Origin of the sequence: Nocardia puris, from assembly GCF_003315035.1 — a bacterium.
Classification (GTDB): domain Bacteria; phylum Actinomycetota; class Actinomycetes; order Mycobacteriales; family Mycobacteriaceae; genus Nocardia; species Nocardia puris.
On the sequence record NZ_QNRE01000024.1, the window covers coordinates 1 to 17,155 of the forward strand.

The 17,155-nt window shown below is 69.6% G+C and carries 14 protein-coding genes and 1 pseudogene; 10 read left to right on the forward strand and 5 right to left on the reverse strand.

Annotated elements, in window-relative coordinates:
* The 3 genes and pseudogenes from DFR74_RS32935 to DFR74_RS32945 form a co-directional block, all read left to right on the forward strand.
* Positions 1–865: pseudogene (locus DFR74_RS32935) on the forward strand (hypothetical protein); the annotation flags it as partial.
* A 46-nt stretch (positions 866–911) separates the two neighbouring features.
* The gene (nucS, locus tag DFR74_RS32940) at positions 912–1,604 is read left to right on the forward strand and encodes an endonuclease NucS (RefSeq protein WP_067512597.1); all 693 of its coding nucleotides are present in this window, start codon (positions 912–914) and stop codon (positions 1,602–1,604) included.
* Between the two features lie 542 nt (positions 1,605–2,146).
* Positions 2,147–2,455: an ATP/GTP-binding protein gene (locus DFR74_RS32945; RefSeq protein ID WP_067512599.1), complete on the forward strand. Its 309-nt coding sequence runs from the start codon at positions 2,147–2,149 to the stop codon at positions 2,453–2,455.
* Positions 2,456–2,590: 135 nt separating this feature from the next.
* Here the strand turns inward: DFR74_RS32945 and DFR74_RS32950 are convergent, their stop codons facing one another.
* A complete protein-coding gene (locus tag DFR74_RS32950) occupies positions 2,591–3,601 on the reverse strand; it encodes a coiled-coil domain-containing protein (protein ID WP_067512601.1) in 1,011 nt (336 codons plus the stop codon).
* A gap of 86 nt (positions 3,602–3,687) precedes the next feature.
* Positions 3,688–4,161, reverse strand: a complete 474-nt coding sequence (mce, locus tag DFR74_RS32955) for a methylmalonyl-CoA epimerase (protein WP_067512603.1) — start codon at positions 4,159–4,161, stop codon at positions 3,688–3,690.
* Between the two features lie 130 nt (positions 4,162–4,291).
* Here mce and DFR74_RS32960 point away from each other — a divergent pair, with 130 nt between their 5' ends.
* From DFR74_RS32960 to DFR74_RS32970, 3 genes are all read left to right on the forward strand, one after another.
* A complete protein-coding gene (locus tag DFR74_RS32960; RefSeq protein ID WP_067512605.1) occupies positions 4,292–5,470 on the forward strand; it encodes an acetyl-CoA C-acetyltransferase in 1,179 nt (392 codons plus the stop codon).
* A gap of 98 nt (positions 5,471–5,568) precedes the next feature.
* Positions 5,569–5,946, forward strand: coding sequence for a DUF3817 domain-containing protein (locus DFR74_RS32965; RefSeq protein ID WP_067512607.1), 378 nt, complete (start codon positions 5,569–5,571; stop codon positions 5,944–5,946).
* Between the two features lie 61 nt (positions 5,947–6,007).
* Positions 6,008–6,856 (forward strand): tetratricopeptide repeat protein, encoded by an 849-nt coding sequence (locus tag DFR74_RS32970; protein WP_067512609.1) that lies wholly within the window; start codon positions 6,008–6,010, stop codon positions 6,854–6,856.
* A 4-nt stretch (positions 6,857–6,860) separates the two neighbouring features.
* Here the strand turns inward: DFR74_RS32970 and glgB are convergent, their stop codons facing one another.
* The 3 genes from glgB to DFR74_RS32985 are packed head-to-tail and all read right to left on the reverse strand — an operon-like array spanning position 6,861 to position 11,675.
* Positions 6,861–9,038, reverse strand: coding sequence for a 1,4-alpha-glucan branching protein GlgB (glgB, locus tag DFR74_RS32975; RefSeq protein WP_067512611.1), 2,178 nt, complete (start codon positions 9,036–9,038; stop codon positions 6,861–6,863).
* On the reverse strand, positions 9,035–11,038 hold the full coding sequence (locus DFR74_RS32980; protein ID WP_067512663.1) for an alpha-1,4-glucan--maltose-1-phosphate maltosyltransferase: 2,004 nt from the start codon (positions 11,036–11,038) through the stop codon (positions 9,035–9,037). The genes glgB and DFR74_RS32980 overlap by 4 nt, the downstream gene beginning before the upstream one ends.
* A 10-nt stretch (positions 11,039–11,048) precedes the next feature.
* Positions 11,049–11,675: a TetR/AcrR family transcriptional regulator gene (locus tag DFR74_RS32985; RefSeq protein WP_067512613.1), complete on the reverse strand. Its 627-nt coding sequence runs from the start codon at positions 11,673–11,675 to the stop codon at positions 11,049–11,051.
* 78 nt (positions 11,676–11,753) lie between these two features.
* On the opposite strand from DFR74_RS32985, the gene DFR74_RS32990 reads away from it, so the two are divergent.
* The 4 genes from DFR74_RS32990 to DFR74_RS33005 all read left to right on the forward strand — a co-directional run bounded on the left by DFR74_RS32990 (position 11,754) and on the right by DFR74_RS33005 (position 17,098).
* Complete coding sequence (locus DFR74_RS32990) at positions 11,754–12,206, forward strand: VOC family protein (RefSeq protein WP_067512614.1); 453 nt, start codon at positions 11,754–11,756, stop codon at positions 12,204–12,206.
* Between the two features lie 90 nt (positions 12,207–12,296).
* Entirely contained in the window at positions 12,297–14,870 is a 2,574-nt protein-coding gene (gene glgP / locus DFR74_RS32995; RefSeq protein ID WP_067512615.1) for an alpha-glucan family phosphorylase, read from the forward strand.
* 162 nt (positions 14,871–15,032) lie between these two features.
* Entirely contained in the window at positions 15,033–16,394 is a 1,362-nt protein-coding gene (locus DFR74_RS33000) for an NCS2 family permease (RefSeq protein WP_067512616.1), read from the forward strand.
* Between the two features lie 158 nt (positions 16,395–16,552).
* Positions 16,553–17,098: a DoxX family protein gene (locus DFR74_RS33005; protein WP_067512618.1), complete on the forward strand. Its 546-nt coding sequence runs from the start codon at positions 16,553–16,555 to the stop codon at positions 17,096–17,098.
* Positions 17,099–17,155: the final 57 nt, after the last annotated feature.

The window sequence follows — 17,155 nt, forward strand, 5'->3', positions numbered from 1 at the left end:
CCCTTCCCCTACGCGGTTCCCCGGCACACGTATTCGGCGGCGCGGGCTTGCCATGCTGCGGTCGGCTGTCGACGAATCCGCAAGCGGTGGAGTGCAATTGAACTATCAGGGTGGGTTCAGCAAGCCTGAGCCGGTGCAAGCACATCCGGCCCCTGCGCCACCGCCGTATTCGCCACCGCCGCAGGCTTATCCGCCGTACGGCCACCCAGCCCCGGGCGCATCACCGCAGGGCTATCTGACGCCCGGCTACCCGCGCCAAGCGCCGCCACCGAGGCGGAAGGGTTCCGGGGCTATCGTGCTGTTCGTGATCCTCGGGGTGGTCGTTCTCGTCGGCGGCTTGATCACGGCGGTGCTGGCACAGTCCGGGGTGTTCTCCGCGTCGAACTCCGAGCCGATGCAGATCCCGATCGTCGGAACGTGCACGGACCAAGTGGCCGGCGTTCTGCATCTCCACGAGCCGCTGAAGACGAAGGATTGCTCGGATCCGTCGGCGATCTTCAAGGTGGTCGAGTCGGAGATCATCACCGGCACGGGTCTCGACGTGAACTGTGACGCCGGCGTCGAAATGCGGATCACCACCCAAGGCAAGCACTACGGCAAGGGTGCTACCGCACATTCGTGCGCCGCGCTGAATCTCATTGTGGGGCACTGCTACAGCAGGTCGGGCACCTACCGGAAGTATGAGACGGACTGTCGCGCGGGCGGACGCCTCCATCAGAAGATCGAAGGGATCGCGGACGAGGACGCGTGCGACTTCCTGGCGCCCGAGGAGCCCGGCGCCGCGATGGAGTGGATCCCGATCACGATGATCGACCACGTGGACGAACGTGAGCCGGCTACCTACTGCTTCGTGCCCGTGTCCTGAGCGGGCGGGTTCCGGAGCGGAACCCGTGAGGGCCTAGACTCGACCGGTGCGCCTTGTGATTGCTCGTTGCCAGGTCGACTACGTCGGTCGTTTGACCGCCCACCTTCCGATGGCCCGCAGGCTGCTGATGATCAAATCCGACGGGTCGGTGCTCGTGCACTCCGACGGCGGCTCCTATAAGCCGCTGAACTGGATGAGCCCGCCGTGCTGGCTCGAGGAACGCGACCCCGTCGCGGCCGAGCTGCCGGACAGCACCAAGGCGCTGTGGGTTGTCACCAACAAGGGGGGTGAGGAGCTGCGCATCACCATCGAGGACGTGGAGCACGACTCCTCGCACGACCTCGGCATCGACCCCGGACTCGTGAAAGACGGTGTGGAGGCGCATCTTCAGGAGCTGCTGGCCGAACACGTGCAGACCCTCGGCCCCGGCTACACCCTGGTGCGCCGCGAGTACATGACCGCCATCGGCCCGGTGGACCTGCTCTGCCGCGACGCCGACGGCGCCACCGTGGCGGTGGAGATCAAGCGGCGCGGCGAGATCGACGGCGTCGAACAGCTCACCCGCTACCTGGACCTGCTCAACCGCGATCCGCTGCTCGCGCCGGTCAGCGGGGTGTTCGCCGCCCAGCAGATCAAGCCGCAGGCACGCACCCTCGCCGAGGACCGCGGCATCCGTTGCCTCACACTCGATTACGACGCGCTGCGCGGCACGGAGAGCACCGAATTCCGCCTCTTCTGAGCCCTTCTTCGCGCCGCGATCGTGGCACTGCGCTGGGTGTCTGATTCGGCCCTCCTCCTCCCCGCCGCGTGCGGGCAGGCCGGGTTGGGCGCCGTTCGGCTCTTCTGATCCTTCTCGCACCGCGATCGGTGCCCCCTGCGCAGGGCACTGAATTCTGCCTCTCCTCACCCCTTCTCGCCCCGCGACAGGGGCGCCAAGCTGAGTGCCGAGTTCTGCCCGTTCTCTGCGCCCGGTCGGGACCCGCGCTGGGCACTGAGTTCCCGCCCATTCCAAGCCTTCTCCAGGCCGCCGCGCTGGGTGCCGAGTGCTGGCTCTTCTCAGGCCCCATCCGGGCCGCTCCGCGGACGGCTGTGTTGGGCGCCGAATGCCGCCTCTCCTCAGCCCTCTCCGCGTCGCCACTGGAGACGGCAAACCAGCGCCGCGACGGGGGAGGATCGTGCTGCGGCTTGTCCTGTGTCTGTGCGGCAGGCCGGCACTCCGCCGTGTGGGCGGCGCAAGGCGCCGATGGCACCACCGGCGCGTCTTCGTTCTACCCTCGAATCATGCCCCGCCGTAAACCGCGCCGAGACACCGAGGTGAGCCGTCGGTATGCCGACGGCCTCGGCTTCGGCGATGTCTTCGGCCGCACCGAGGCCGGTCCGGACGGCGACGAGGACTACGCCGTGCGCACGATTCCGGCCGCCCGCGCGCTGAAGACCTATCGCTGCCCCGGCTGTGACCACGAGATTCCGCCCGGCGTCGCGCACATCGTGGCGTGGCCGCGCGATGGGGACATGGACGATCGCAGGCACTGGCATCGGGGCTGCTGGAACGGCAGGCATACCCGGCGGATCACGCGGCGCTGGTCCTGATTCCGAGGTAAGCGAGGTTCACGCGGTCGGCGCGGTATGCCGGGTTCGTCCGCCCATTAGGAAGGCCGCCCCCGGGATCCGGGAGCGGCCTTCGGCTGAGTTCGGTCGTACCGCCGTCGCGTGGAAGGGCTGACGTCAGTTGGCGATGTCGGCGTTCTCGCGCTCGTCGGCGTCGAGTTCGGCGTCCTCGTTGGTGACCTCGGGGATCGCCTTGGTGTTATTGCGCGAGCCGGTCACCGACTTGTTGCCGCCGCTGTTGATCGACTTGCGCTGCTCCGGAACACCGTCCAGCAGTTCGCTTTCCCGGTTGACGGCCGCCAGCATGGCGGGCACCGAGTCCAGCTGGCCGCGGATGCCGAGCAGCTGGGCGAGCACCCGGCCGCGCAGCACGCGCATCTCCTCCGCCAGTTCCTTGGCGTGCGCGATCTTGCGCTCCGAGGTCTGGGTGGCCGAGGTGATGAGGCGGTTGGCCTCATCGGTCGCGTCCTTGATCCGCTGGGCGGCCTCGGCGCGGCTGGTGGCCTCGAGCTCCTCCATGGCGCGCGTGAGCTTGGTGCGGCGCTCGGCCATGGTGACCTCGAAGTCCTGCTGGGCGGCCTTGCGCTTCGCCTCGGCTTCCTTGGCGATGCGGTCGGACTCGGCCTGCGCGGCCTCGATGATCTTCGCGGACTCGGTGCGTGCGTTCGCGAGGGTCTGCTCGAACTCGATCTCGAGCGCCTCGCGCTTCTCCTTCGTCTCGGCGAGCAGCGACTCGTACTTGCCACGCATCTCGGTGGCCTGCTGCTCGGCGATCGACACCATCTCCGCGGCCTCGGCCTGGGCCAGGGCCCGGACCTCGCTGGCCTCGTCGGAGGCCAGCCGCAGCATGCGGGAGATGCGATCGGACATGCCTTCCGCGGTGGTCGGCGGAACCGAGAGCCGGTCGACCTCCTTGCGGAGTTCGTCGATCTCGTCCCGCGCGTCCTCGAGCTGGGCGGCGAGGTTGCGCGCCTGGGCCGCGGCGGCGTCGCGGTCGGTGGCGGTGACCCTCAGTTCGGCATCGAAGCGGTCGAAGTAGTTACGCACCTCGTCTTGCGCATAACCCTTGCGCACAACGGTGAAGGGCAGTGCAACGAAGCGATTGCGATCGGACTCAGGTGACGACATGGCACACAAACTACAGCCTAGAAGGACCCGATGGTGACTCGACTGCGAATGTGATCAGGATGAGTTTTGCGGGCCCGATCTTGATACTAGTGCGTAACATTCGGGTTCGGCTCGACCAACTCGATCAGCACACCGCCAGCATCCTTCGGGTGGATGAAATTGATGCGGGAATCGGCGGTTCCGTGCCGCGGCGCCTCGTACAGCAAACGCAGGCCGCGTGCCCGCAGGTGCGCGGAGACGGCCTCGATATCGGTGACGCGGTAGGCCAGCTGCTGCAGACCCGGGCCGCTGCGATCGAGGAACTTGGCGATGGTGGATTCGGCGTTCAGCGGAGCCAGCAACTGCAGGGCCGTCGCGCCGTCGTGCGCGCCCGGCAGCGACAGCATCGCCTCGTGCACGCCCTGGCTCTCGTTGACCTCGCGGTGGGTCTCGATCATGCCGAGATTGTCGGTGTACCAGGCGATCGCGGCGTCGAGGTCGGGGACGGCCACGCCGACGTGGTCGACGGCGACGACGTAGTCGCCGGGAACGATTTCGGAGGTGTTGTTCGCGGTGCTCACGACTCGACGGTAGCGCCTACCTGCGCGCGGCCACGCGGGCCGGGCAGGCTACCGTGGGGTACCAGACTTGACGCCGTGCCGTCGCCGTGCGAGGGCGCGGCGGGATCCACCTACGAATGCGAGGCTCGTCGTGACCACTACCGTCATCGTCTCCGGTGCGCGCACCCCGGTCGGCAGGCTGCTGGGCGGGCTGAAGGACTTCTCGGGTTCGGATCTGGGCGGGTTCGCGATCAAGGCCGCGCTGGAGAAGGGCGGGGTCGCGCCGGAGCAGGTGGACTACGTGATCATGGGCCAGGTGCTCACTGCGGGCGCGGGCCAGATCCCGGCGCGCCAGGCGGCGGTGGCGGCGGGCATCCCGATGGACGTGCCCGCGCTGACGCTGAACAAGGTGTGCCTGTCGGGGATCAACGCGATCGCGTTGGCGGATCAGCTGATTCGCGCGGGCGAGTACGAGATCGTGGTGGCCGGCGGCCAGGAGTCGATGAGCCGGGCGCCGCATCTGCTGGAGAAGAGCCGCGAGGGCTTCAAGTACGGCGACGTGACGCTGCGCGACCACATGGCCTACGACGGCCTGCACGACATCTTCACCGACCAGGCGATGGGCGCGCTCACCGAGACGCGCAACGACACCGACAAGATCAGCCGCGAGGATCAGGACGCGTTCGCCGCCGCCTCGCACCAGCGCGCCGCCGCGGCGTGGAAGAACGGCGTGTTCGACGAGGAAGTGGTGCCGGTCGCGGTGCCGCAGCGCAAGGGTGATCCGGTGCTGGTGAGCGCCGACGAGGGCATCCGCGCCGACACCACGGTGGAATCGCTGGGCAAGCTGCGCCCGGCGTTCCGCAAGGACGGCACCGTCACCGCGGGCACCGCCTCGCAGATCTCCGACGGCGCCGCCGCCGTGGTCGTGATGAGCAAGGAGAAGGCCCAGGCGCTGGGGCTGAGCTGGATCGCCGAGATCGGCGCCGCCGGCGTCGTCGCGGGCCCGGACTCGACCCTGCAGGACCAGCCGGCCAACGCCATCGCCAAAGCCTGTGCGCGCGAGGGTATCTCGCCCGCCGATCTGGATCTGGTGGAGATCAACGAGGCGTTCGCCGCGGTCGGCATCGCCTCCACCCGCAAGCTGGGCATCGATCCGGAGAAGGTGAACGTCAACGGCGGCGCCATCGCCATCGGCCACCCGCTGGGCATGTCGGGCGCGCGCATCGTGCTGCACCTGGCGCTGGAGCTCAAGCGCCGCGGTGGCGGTGTGGGCGCGGCCGCGCTGTGCGGCGGCGGCGGTCAGGGCGACGCGCTCATCGTCCGGGTCTGAGCTGTTTCCGCAGGTCCGGCTCGTATACACGCGGGCCGGACCGCGGGCACGCGAGTGTGACACGATCGACTACGACACCCTGTAGTGAATCGGGCAGAATGGACGCCATGGGAAATTTCTTCGACTTGAGCACTGTCGCCAAGCGATTCCGTTTCATCGCCGTGCTCGAGGCGATCTCCTGGGCCCTCCTGATCGTCGGCATGGTCTTCAAGCGGCTGCCGGAGCCGGTGTTGTGGCCGGTCAAGGTGTTCGGAATGACCCACGGCATCGTCTTCGTGCTGTTCCTGCTCGTCACGCTGGTCACCGCCCGTGAGCTGAGCTGGAACTGGAAGGTCACCGTCGCCGCGCTGGTGTCGAGCATCCCGCCGTTCGCCACCGTGGTGTTCGAGATCTGGGCCGCCCGCAACGGTCATCTGGCCGAGCTGAGCACCGACGGATCGACCGACTCCGCGGGAGCCGTGCGCGCCGCGTCGTGACACACTGGAAACCGTGACTCGACCAGCCGCACGCCGTCCTTCGCCCGCCGTCGCTGCCGCAATGTCCGGCGCGGTGGATCTGTCCAGTCTGAAGCAGCCGCCCGCCGGCGCCTCCGGCGGTTCCGGTGGCGACCACGCGGTCTCCGAGACCGATTTCGAGACCAAGGTGCTGCGCCGTTCGATGCAGGTGCCGGTGGTGGTCGCGCTGTACTCGCAGCGCAGCCCCGGCAGCGTCGAACTGGTCCGCACCCTGGAGCGGTTGGTCGCGGCCGACGGCGGCACGTGGGATCTGGCGACCGTCGAGGCCGAGGCCAATATGCGCATCGCGCAGGCGCTGCGGGTGCAGGGCATCCCCACCGTCATCGCTATCGCGGCCGGGCAGCCGCTCGCCGATTTCGAAGGCGCGCAGCCGGAGCCGCAGGTGCGCCAGTGGCTCGACGCCGTGCTGGACGCCGTCGCGGGCAAGCTCGAGGGTGGCGTGCAGGAGGAGCGTCCGGTGGAGGACCCGCGCTTCACGGCCGCCGAGGACGCGCTGGAGCGCGGTGACCTGGCCGGCGCGGAAGCCGCGTACGAGGCGATCCTGGCCGCCGAGCCGAACAACACCGAGGCCGCGGGCGCGCTGCGGCAGCTGCGCTTCCTCGCCAGGGCCCAGCAGGTTCCGGAGTCGGCGTTGGCCGCCGCCGAGGCGAACCCGGCCGACGTGGACGCCGCCATCGCTGCCGCCGACCTGGAACTGCTCAGCCAACAGCCCGAGGCCGCGTTCGATCGGCTCATCGCCGTGGTCAAGCGCACTGCGGGGGACGAGCGCACCAAGGCGCGCACCCACCTGCTGGAGCTGTTCGAGCTGTTCGACCAGGCCGAACCGTTCGTGGTCGCGGCCCGGCGCAAGCTGGCCGCCGCGCTCTACTGACGGATCATCCCGCGGGCGCGGCCAACCAGACGGCGCTGTTCGGCGCGATCGTCACGGCCGCCGAGAACGGCCTGCCGTGCCACGGGATCTCCTCGGTGCGCACCGCGCCGTAGTTGCCGACACCGGCGCCGCCGTACTCGGTGGCGTCGGTGTTCAGTATCTCGGCCCATTCGCCCGCGACGGGCAGGCCCACTCGGTACTCGCCGTGCACCGAGCCGGAGAAGTTGTAGACGCACGCCACCACGGACCCGTCCGAGGCGTAGCGCAGGAACGCGATCACGTTGCGTTCGCGGTCGTCGGCCTCGAGCCAGGAGTAGCCGCCCGGTGTGGTGTCCTGACTCCAGAACGCCGGGTGCGCGCGGTAGACGGCGTTGAGGTCGCGCACGGCGGCGGCGATGCCCGCGTGCAGGGGGTTGTCCAGCTCGCCCCAGTCCAGCCCGCGGTCGTGGGACCACTCGCGGAACTGGCCGAAATCCTGTCCCATGAACAGCAATTGCTTGCCGGGGTGGGCCCACATGTAGGCCAGCAGCGCGCGTACGCCCGCGGCCCTGGCGTAGTCGTCGCCGGGCATCCGCGTCCACAGCGTGCCCTTGCCGTGCACGACCTCGTCGTGGCTGATCGGCAGCAGGTAGTTCTCGCTCCACGCGTACATGAGCGAGAAGGTGACCTCGTTGTGGTGCCAGGACCGGTGGATGGGGTCGCGCGCCAGGAAGCCCAGCGTGTCGTGCATCCAGCCCATGTTCCATTTCATGGTGAAACCGAGCCCGCCCACGTCGGTGCCGCGGGTGACGCCGGGCCAGGCGGTGGACTCCTCGGCGATGGTCACCGCGCCGGGGTGGGCGCGGTGCACGGTGTCGTTGAGGTCCTGGAGGAAGTCGACGGCTTCCAGATTCTCCCGGCCGCCGTGCATATTCGGCTCCCACTCGCCCTCGGCGCGCGAATAGTCCAGGTACAGCATGGAAGCGACGGCGTCGACGCGCAGGCCGTCGATGTGGAACTCGTCGAGCCAGTAGTTGGCGTTGGCCACCAGGAAGTTGCGCACCTCGTTGCGGCCGAAGTCGAAAATGTAGGTGCCCCAGTCGAGTTGCTCGCCGCGGCGCGGGTCGGCGTGCTCGTAGAGTGGGGTGCCGTCGAAGCGGGCCAGCGCCCACTCGTCGCGCGGGAAGTGCGCGGGCACCCAGTCCAGCAGTACGCCGATCCCGGCGGCGTGCAGGTGGTCGACGAAGGCGCGGAAGTCGTCGGGGGAGCCGAAGCGCGCGGTGGGCGCGTAGTACGAGGTGACCTGGTAGCCCCAGGAACCGCCGAACGGATGCTCGGCGATGGGCAGCAGTTCGACGTGGGTGAATCCGGCGGCGCGCACGTAATCGGCCAGCTGCGTGGCCATTTCGCGATAGCCGAGGCCGGGCCGCCAGGAACCGAGGTGCACTTCGTACACGCTCATCGGCGCGCGCGTGGGGTCGGTGGCGGCGCGGCGGGCGAGCCATTCGCCGTCGTGCCAGGTGTAAGAGCTCGCGGTGACCACCGACGCGGTGGCGGGCGGGGTCTCGGTGGCGAAGGCGAACGGGTCGGCGTGGTCGACGGTGCGTCCGTCCGCGCCGTGCACGCGGTACTTGTACTTCGTGCCGACGCCCACGCCCGGCAGGAACACCTCCCACACCCCGGACGAGCCGAGGGCGCGCATGGGCGCGGTGTTGCCGCTCCAGCCGTCGAAATCGCCGATCACGGTGACGCCGCGCGCATTCGGCGCCCACACCGCGAACGACGTGCCCTCGACCTCGCCGTCCAGCGTCGTGTAGTGGCGGGGGTGCGCGCCGAGCACGTCCCACAGTCGTTCGTGGCGGCCTTCGCCGATCAGGTGCAGGTCGAGATCGCCCAGGGTGGGCAGGAAGCGGTAGCCGTCGGCGGAGATGATCGTCTGTCCCCCTGGGTAACTGGCGACGACGCGATAGTCCATCAGATCCGGGTACGGCAGCACCGCCGCGAACACCCCGTATCCCTGGGAGGCCAGCGGGTGGTCGATACCGCCCACGCGGACCTCGACTTTTTCGGCGTGCGGACGCAACACTCGCACCGCGGTGCCGTCGGGGTGGGCGTGGGAGCCGAGGACGGTGTGCGGGTCGGGATGGGTACCCGCCGCGAGCAACATCAGATCGCGCCGCCGGATGACCGCCCCCCGCTTCATCGGAACGACTTCCGGTACGCCAGAGGCAGCCGCGCGGGCGCGGGTACCGGCGGCAGCGCGATGATGTGCGCGACGGCCTTCGCCGGGTCGAGCCGCACCCAATTGGTCTGCGCCCAGTGGTATTCCTCGCCGCTCACCTCGTCGCGCACCACGGGGTGGTCGTGCCATTCGCGGCCGATGGCGGGCAGATCGAGGGAGATGTGGCCCTCCTCGGCGCCGTAGGGGTTGAGGTTGACGATGGTGAGCACCGCGTCGCCGGTCTCCGGGTCGAGTTTGGAGTAGGCGATGAGGGCGTCGTTGTCCACGTGGTGGAAGTGCAAGCAGCGCAACTGTTGTAGCGCGGGGTGCGCGCGGCGGATCTCGTTGAGCCTGGTCAGCCACGGCTCCAGCGACTCGCCGCGGGCCAGCGCGCCGGCGAAGTCGCGGGGGCGCAGCTCGTACTTCTCCGAATCCAGGTACTCCTCGCTGCCCGGCCGCACCGCCTGGTGCTCGAACAGTTCGAAGCCGGAGTAGACGCCCCAGGTGGGCGCCAGCGTGGCGGCCAGCACCGCGCGGATGGCGAACATGCCGGGACCGCCGTGCTGGAGGCTCTCGTGCAGGATGTCGGGGGTGTTGACGAACAGGTTGGGCCTGGCCTCGTCGGCCTTGGCGGCCAGCTCGGTGCCGAATTCGGTGAGCTCCCACTTGGCCACCCGCCAGGTGAAATACGTGTAGGACTGGCTGAATCCGCGCCGTGCGAGGCCGTAGAGGCGGGCGGGGCGGGTGAACGCCTCGGACAGGAAGATCACGTCGGGATCGGTGCGCCGCACCGTCGCGATCAGCCACTCCCAGAAGTCGGCGGGTTTGGTGTGCGGGTTGTCGACGCGGAAGATCTTGACGCCCAACCCGATCCAGTGCCGCACCACCCGCAGCACCTCGGCGTAGAGGCCGTCGGGGTCGTTGTCGAAGTTGACCGGGTAGATGTCCTGGTACTTCTTGGGCGGGTTCTCCGCGAACGCGATGGTGCCGTCGGGCAGCGTGGTGAACCACTCCGGGTGCGCGGCCACCCACGGGTGGTCCGGCGCGCACTGCAAGGCCAGGTCCAGCGCTACTTCCAGGCCCAGTTCGGCGGCGGCGGTGACGAATTCGGCGAAATCGCGTTCGGTGCCGAGGTCCGGGTGCACGGCGTCGTGGCCGCCCTCGGCGGCGCCGATCGCCCAGGGCGACCCCACGTCGCCGGGTTCGGCGGTGAGGGAGTTGTTGCGGCCCTTGCGATTCACCCGGCCGATGGGATGGATGGGCGGCAGGTACACCACGTCGAAGCCCATGCCCGCGATGCGCGGCAGTTCGGCGGCGGCGGTGGCGAAGGTGCCGTGCACGGGCCTGCCCTCGGCGTCGCGGCCACCGGTCGACCGCGGGAAGAACTCGTACCACGAGCCGTAGAGCGCGCGCTGCCGTTCCACCTGCACGGTGTGCTGCGGTCCGCGCGTGACGAGTTCGCGCAGCGGGGTGACGCGCAGGATCTCGGCGACCTCCGCGCTGAACGCGGGCGCCACGCGCGCGGGCAGTTGCTCCTCGCCGCGCAGGGCGGCCGCCGCCGCGCGCAGTTTCTCGAACTTCGCCTTGGGCAGCGCTTGGGCGGCCCGCTCGAACAGGCGCGCGCCGAGCTCGAGATCGTTGGCCAGATCGGCGGCACTCTGGCCGACGGCCAGTTTCGCCTCGACCGCGTGCCGCCATGTCGCGAGCGGATCGCTCCAGCCCTCCACGCGGAACGTCCACGCCCCGGGCGTGTTCGGCACGAACGTCGCGTTGAACACGTCGGGCTCGTAGTCCGGCGTCATGCGGATGCGGGTGGCTCGCGACGAGCCGGGGGCGCGCACGGCGAGGGTGGCGGCGACGGCGTCGTGCCCTTCGCGCCACACCACGGTGCGCACCGGGAAGACCTCGCCCACCACGGCCTTGGCCGGGCGGCCACCGGGGATGGACGGGGCGGTGTCATCGATGGCGATGCGGCCGGTCACGCGGACCAACCTACCCGCTGGCGCCCGCTCGCTCCGGCCGGACGGGTGCGTCGGCGCGCTCGCGCAGCCCGGCCAGCACCCGGCGCAGCGCGGCGGTGGTCTCGGCCAGCGCGTCGGGTTCGGGGGCGGTGGCCAGCCACAGCGCGGCCTCGTTCATCGCGCCGGACAGCAGGTGGGCCAGCGGTTCGACGGGCTGGCGGGCGAGCAGGCCGTCGTCCATGGCCGCGAGCAGCGCCTCACCGAGGTGGCGCCCGGAGTTCGCCTCGTCCATCGCGCGCCATTCGTGCCAGCCGAGCACGGCGGGCCCGTCGATGAGCATGATCCGCTGGATCTCCGGGTCGGCGCTCACGGTGAGGAAGGCCTCGCACCCGCTGACCAGCTGGTCCCACGCGTCGCCGGAGGCGTCGGCGATCGCCGCGACGCGTTCGCCGACCTCCTGCTGCACCTGGTCCAGCACGGCGCGGAACAGCTCGGCCTTGCCCGCGAAGTTGTGGTACAGCGCGCCCTTGGTGACCCCGGCGGCCGCGACGATCTCCGAGAGGCCCACGGCCCCATAGCCTTTCGCGGCGAACAAGCGCCTGCTCTCGCGCAGCAGGGTGTTGCGGGTCTCCTCGCGTTGCTTGGCGCGCAGGGACATCGGATCCTCCTCTTGACATACCGTCGGTATGTCGACTAGCTTACTTCACATACCAACGGTACGTGAAAGGTTCCGGTCATGAAGATCAGCAGCTTCTACCCCGTCATCGCCACCGCCCGCGTCGCCGAATCGCGCGACTTCTACACCAAGTGGTTCGGCTTCGAGATCACCTTCGAGGCGGACTGGTACATCAGCCTGCGGCGCCCGGCCGCCGACGGCGAGCGCGAGTACGAACTGGCGCTGCTCGACCACACCCACCCGACCATTCCCGAGGGCTACCGCACGCCGGTCCGGGGCCTGGTGCTCAACTTCGAGGTCGACGACGTCGACGCCGAGTGGGAGCGGCTGGTCACCCAGGGCGGGCTGCGCGCCGAACTCGAGATCCGCAGCGAGGAGTTCGGCCAGCGGCACTTCATCGTCGCCGATCCCAGCGGCGTGCTCATCGACGTGATCACCGAGATCCCGCCGAGCGGTGCGTTCGCCGAGCAGTTCAGCGCCGAGTACACGGCTGAGAAGTTCGGCGGCGAGTGAGTTCGTCACCGGTGAAGGCGCTGGTCGGGAGGGTCTTCGAGGGTGGCGCGCGACCGGCGGCGCGGTGCCCGTCCGTGTAGGGTCTACCCGGTGAAGGCTCTCCGTAGGTTCACCGTCCGCGCCCACCTGCCCGAGCGGCTCTCGGCTCTCGGCGAACTCTCCACGAACCTGCGCTGGTCCTGGCACGGGCCCACCCAGGATCTGTTCGCCGAACTCGATCGGGACCTGTGGGCCGAGGTCGGGCACGATCCGGTGCGGATGCTGGGCGAGGTGCCCGCCGCCCGGCTCGACGAACTCGCCGCCGACCCCGCCTACACCGCGCGGGTGGACGCCGCCGCGGCCGAACTCCGGGACTACCTCGACAAACCCGCCTGGTTCCAGCGCCGCGACGACGAGGACGGCGTGCGCGGCGTGGCCTACTTCTCCATGGAGTTCGGCGTCACCGAGGTGCTGCCCAACTATTCCGGCGGCCTCGGCATCCTGGCCGGCGACCACCTCAAGGCCGCCTCCGATCTCGGCCTGCCGCTCATCGGCGTCGGCCTGCTCTACCGCTCCGGGTACTTCCGCCAGTCGCTGTCGGCCGACGGCTGGCAGATCGAGCACTATCCGGCGCTGGACCCGCAGGGCCTGCCGCTGCGCCTGCTCACCAGCGACGGGTCGCCGGTGCTCGTCCACGTCGGCATGCCCGACCACCGGGTGCTGCGGGCGCGGGTGTGGGTCGCGCAGGTGGGGCGGGTGCCGCTGCTGCTGCTGGATTCCGATATCGCCGAGAACGATCCGGAACTGCGCGCGGTGACCGACCGGCTCTACGGCGGCGACCAGGACCACCGCATCAAGCAGGAGATCCTGGCCGGCGTGGGCGGGGTGCGCGCGGTGCGCGCCTACACCCGCGCCGAAGGGCTGCCCGACCCCGACGTGTTCCACATGAACGAGGGGCACGCGGGCTTCCTGGGCGTGGAGCGCATCCGCGAATACGTCTCCGCCGGACTGGATTTCGATACGGCGATGGCCGCCGTGCGCGCGGGCACCGTGTTCACCACGCACACGCCCGTCCCCGCCGGCATCGACCGCTTCCCGATGCCGCTGGTGCGCCGCTACTTCGGCGGCGCGCACGGTGAGTCGGAATCCGCGCTGCTGCCGGGACTTTCGGTGGATCGCATCCTGGCGCTCGGCCGCGAGGCCGACCCGTCGGTGTTCAACATGGCGCACATGGGTCTGCGACTCGCCCAGCGCGCCAACGGCGTATCGCGATTGCACGGCGAGGTGAGCCGCGAGATGTTCGCGCCGCTGTGGCCCGGTTTCGATGCGTCGGAGGTGCCGATCGGCTCGGTCACCAACGGTGTGCACGCGCCCACCTGGGCCGCGCGCGAATGGATCGACAAGGCGCGCGAGCACTTCGGCGCGGAGTTCGTGCAGGAGGCGCGCGGCTGGGAGCGGCTGCGCGACGCCGACCTGGGCGAGTTGTGGTCGACCCGCGAGAGCCTGCGCGCCCTGCTGGTCGCCGAGGTGCGCCGCCGGGTGCGCGCGTCGTGGTTGCAGCGCGGTGCCGCTCCGGCCGAATTGGGCTGGGTGGACGATGTTTTCGACCCCGCCGTGCTCACCGTCGGATTCGCGCGCCGGGTGCCCACCTACAAGCGCCTCACCCTCATGCTGCGCGATCCCGACCGGCTGCGCTCGCTGCTGCTGCACCCCGAGCGCCCGATGCAGCTGGTGGTCGCAGGCAAGAGCCACCCCGCCGACGACGGCGGCAAATCGCTGATCCAGCAGGTGGTCCGGTTCGCCGACGACTCCGAGGTGCGCCATCGCATCGTCTTCCTGCCCGACTACGACATGTCGATGGCCAGGTACCTGTACTGGGGTTGCGATGTGTGGCTGAACAATCCGCTGCGCCCGCTCGAGGCGTGCGGCACCTCGGGCATGAAGTCCGCGCTCAACGGCGGGCTGAACCTCTCCATCCGCGACGGCTGGTGGGACGAGATGTACGACGGCGAGAACGGCTGGGCCATCCCCACCGCCGACGGCGTGTCCGACGAGCACCGCCGCGACGACCTGGAGGCGGCCGCGCTCTACGAACTGTTCGAACGCACCGTAGCGCCGCGCTTCTACGATCGCGACGCCGCGGGCCTGCCGACGCGCTGGGCCGAGATGGTGCGCCACACGCTGGAGACGCTGGGCCCGAAGGTGCTGGCCACGCGGATGGTTCGCGATTACGCCGTGCGGTACTACGGTCCGGCGGCCACCGCGTTCCGCACGGCCGCCGCCGACGAGTTCGCCGGTGCGCGGGAGATCTCGGAGTACCGCAAGCGGGCCGAGGCGGCGTGGCCGTCGGTGAAGGTCGTGCAGGTGGACAGCTCCGGGCTGCCCGACACCCCGATCATCGGGGCGGAACTGTCGCTCACCGCGAAGGTCGACCTCGGCGGGCTCGCGGTCTCCGATGTCACGGTGCAGGCGGTGCTGGGGCGGGTCACGTCGAGCGACGATCTCACCGACACCACCACCGTGCCGATGGCGCACGCGGGTTCCGAGGGCGGCATCGAACAGTTCACCGTCACCACGCCGGTCCCGCTGTCGGGAGCGGTCGGCTACACCGTGCGGGTGCTGCCGCAGCATCCGCTGCTCGCCTCGCCGGTGGAGTTCGGGTTGATCGCCTCGCCCAGCGCCTGAGTCCGGTGTGCTGGTCACCGCGGCGCGCGTCGGCCGTATCGGGTTCGGGCCGGCCGGGTGTGTCGTGTCCTCCAACACGTGGCGTCCGATCGTGTCTTCGGACCGGTGAATCGTCAGCTAACGTGCCTCTGACCCTCTCGTTACGCCACGTCTGGAGAACCCATGGCTACCCCCGTGCTGACCAAGGCTCGCGGTCGCGTCGACTCGTATTTCGGTGTCGGCAGGAACGGATCGACCATGCGGCGCGAGATCATGGCCGGGACGGTCACGTTCCTGGCGATGTCCTACGTGCTGGCGGTGAACCCGTCGATCCTCGGCGATCAGGGCGCGCTGGGGGAGCAGGGCATCCCGATGCAGGCCGTGTTCACGGCGACCGCGGTGGCGGCGGTGTTCGGCACGCTGGTGATGGGGTTGTGGGCGCGGTATCCGATCGCGCTGGCGCCGGGCATGGGGCTCAACGCGTTCTTCGCGTTCTCGGTGGTGCTGGGCATGGGCATTCCGTGGCAGGTGGCGCTGTCGGGCACGTTGCTGTCGGGTGTGATCTTCTTCGTGCTGGCCGTCACCAAGGTCCGCGAACGCATCCTCGACGCCATCCCGCTGCAACTGAAATTGGCGGTCGGCGCGGGCATCGGCCTGTTCGTCGCGTTCCTGGGGCTGAAGAACGCCGGCTTCGTGGTGGCCAGCGAGGCCACCTTCGTCACCCTCGGCGATTTCACCGAGGGCACCACCCTGCTGGCCATGTTCGGCCTGATCGTCACGGTGATCTTCCTGGTCAAGGGCTGGCACGGCGCGGTGCTCTACGGCATCGTGCTCACCGCCGCGCTCGGCATCGTCACCGGGCTGGTCGACCTGCCGTCGGGGATCGCGGCGCTGCCGCGCGGGCTGGACGAGACCTTCGGCCAGGCCATCATCCACCTGCCCGACGCGTTCACCGCGCAGATGGCCATCGTCGTGCTCACCATGTTGTTCGTCGACTTCTTCGACTCCGGGGGCACCTTGATCGGCGTCGCCAACCAGGCCGGGCTGCTCACCGAGGACGGCAAGCTGCCCCGCGCTGCCAGCGCGTTCGCGGCCGATTCGGTAGGCACCATGGCGGGCGCGGTGATCGGCACCTCGACCACCACGGCCTACGTGGAATCGACGGCGGGTGTGAGCGCGGGCGGGCGCACCGGGCTCACGGCCGTGACGACAGCGGGCTGGTTTCTGCTGGCGATGTTCTGCTACCCGCTCTTCGCGGTCGTCGCGGGGGCGGGCGAGGTGACCGCGCCCGCGTTGATCGTGGTGGGTGTGCTGATGTCGCGCGCGCTCGGGGACATCGAATGGCCGAAACTCGAGTACGCGGTGCCGGCGTTCATCACGATCATCATGATGCCGCTGACGTATTCGATCGCCAACGGCCTCGCCATGGGCATGATCTTCTACCCGATCGTCATGGTGGCGCGGGGGCGCGCGCGGGAGGTTCACCCGGTCATGTGGGCGCTGCTCGTGCTGTTCGCGGCCTATTTCCTGTTCCTCGCGGAATAGCGGACCCCGAGTCCGGTTGCTCATCAACACGTTTCGCGACCACAACCTGTGGTTCACCCGCGCGTCCCGGTTCTGTGTAAAATCGGACCCTGGTCCGATTAGCCTGTCGACGCGGCCAGGCGGCAGCGGACCTTCGACCGCAGGGATCGAGGACGACTATGACCACGACCGAGACCAAGAGTGCTTCGCGCACCGACTTCACGCACCCGCTCGACGGGATCTCCACCGATATCGGACTGCTGATTCTGCGCGTCGTGTTCGGCTTGCTGTTCGCCGCGCACGGTGCCCAGAAGCTGTTCGGCTGGTTCGACGGCATGGGATACGAGGCGGCCAAGGCCGCTTTCGACGGCCTGGGCTACAACCCGGGCGCGTTCTTCGCCACGCTCGCCGCCCTGTCCGAGCTCGTCGGCGGCCTGCTGCTCGCCGCGGGGCTGCTGACGCCGCTGGCTTCGGCCATCGTGGTCGGCACGGTGATCAACATCATCTACGTCACCTGGGAACCCGGTCTGTTCGGCCAGGGCGGCTGGGAGCTCGGCCTCATGTTCGGCGTGTTCGCCGCGGCCGTGGCGTTCACCGGGCCGGGCAAGTTCTCGCTCGACGCCGGACGTCCTTGGGAGCGCAAGGGCTTCGTGTGGGGTGTGGGCGCGATCGTGCTGGCGGTCGTCGCCGGTGGGATCATCCTGATTCTCGAGAGCGTGCTCTGAGCGCGAGCTGAGACTTGAACGACGGGCGGCGTGGTGAGACGGTCACCGCGTCGCCCG

Coding starts and splice junctions, on each gene's coding strand:
- DFR74_RS32950 (WP_067512601.1), bottom strand. CDS start 3,601: ATGTCGTCACCTGAGTCCGATCGCAATCGCTTCGTTGCACTGCCCTTC.
- DFR74_RS32985 (WP_067512613.1), bottom strand. CDS start 11,675: ATGTCCCTGCGCGCCAAGCAACGCGAGGAGACCCGCAACACCCTGCTG.
- DFR74_RS32990 (WP_067512614.1), top strand. CDS start 11,754: ATGAAGATCAGCAGCTTCTACCCCGTCATCGCCACCGCCCGCGTCGCC.
- DFR74_RS32965 (WP_067512607.1), top strand. CDS start 5,569: ATGGACGCCATGGGAAATTTCTTCGACTTGAGCACTGTCGCCAAGCGA.
- DFR74_RS32945 (WP_067512599.1), top strand. CDS start 2,147: ATGCCCCGCCGTAAACCGCGCCGAGACACCGAGGTGAGCCGTCGGTAT.
- glgB (WP_067512611.1), bottom strand. CDS start 9,038: ATGAAGCGGGGGGCGGTCATCCGGCGGCGCGATCTGATGTTGCTCGCG.
- DFR74_RS33005 (WP_067512618.1), top strand. CDS start 16,553: ATGACCACGACCGAGACCAAGAGTGCTTCGCGCACCGACTTCACGCAC.
- DFR74_RS33000 (WP_067512616.1), top strand. CDS start 15,033: ATGGCTACCCCCGTGCTGACCAAGGCTCGCGGTCGCGTCGACTCGTAT.
- DFR74_RS32970 (WP_067512609.1), top strand. CDS start 6,008: ATGTCCGGCGCGGTGGATCTGTCCAGTCTGAAGCAGCCGCCCGCCGGC.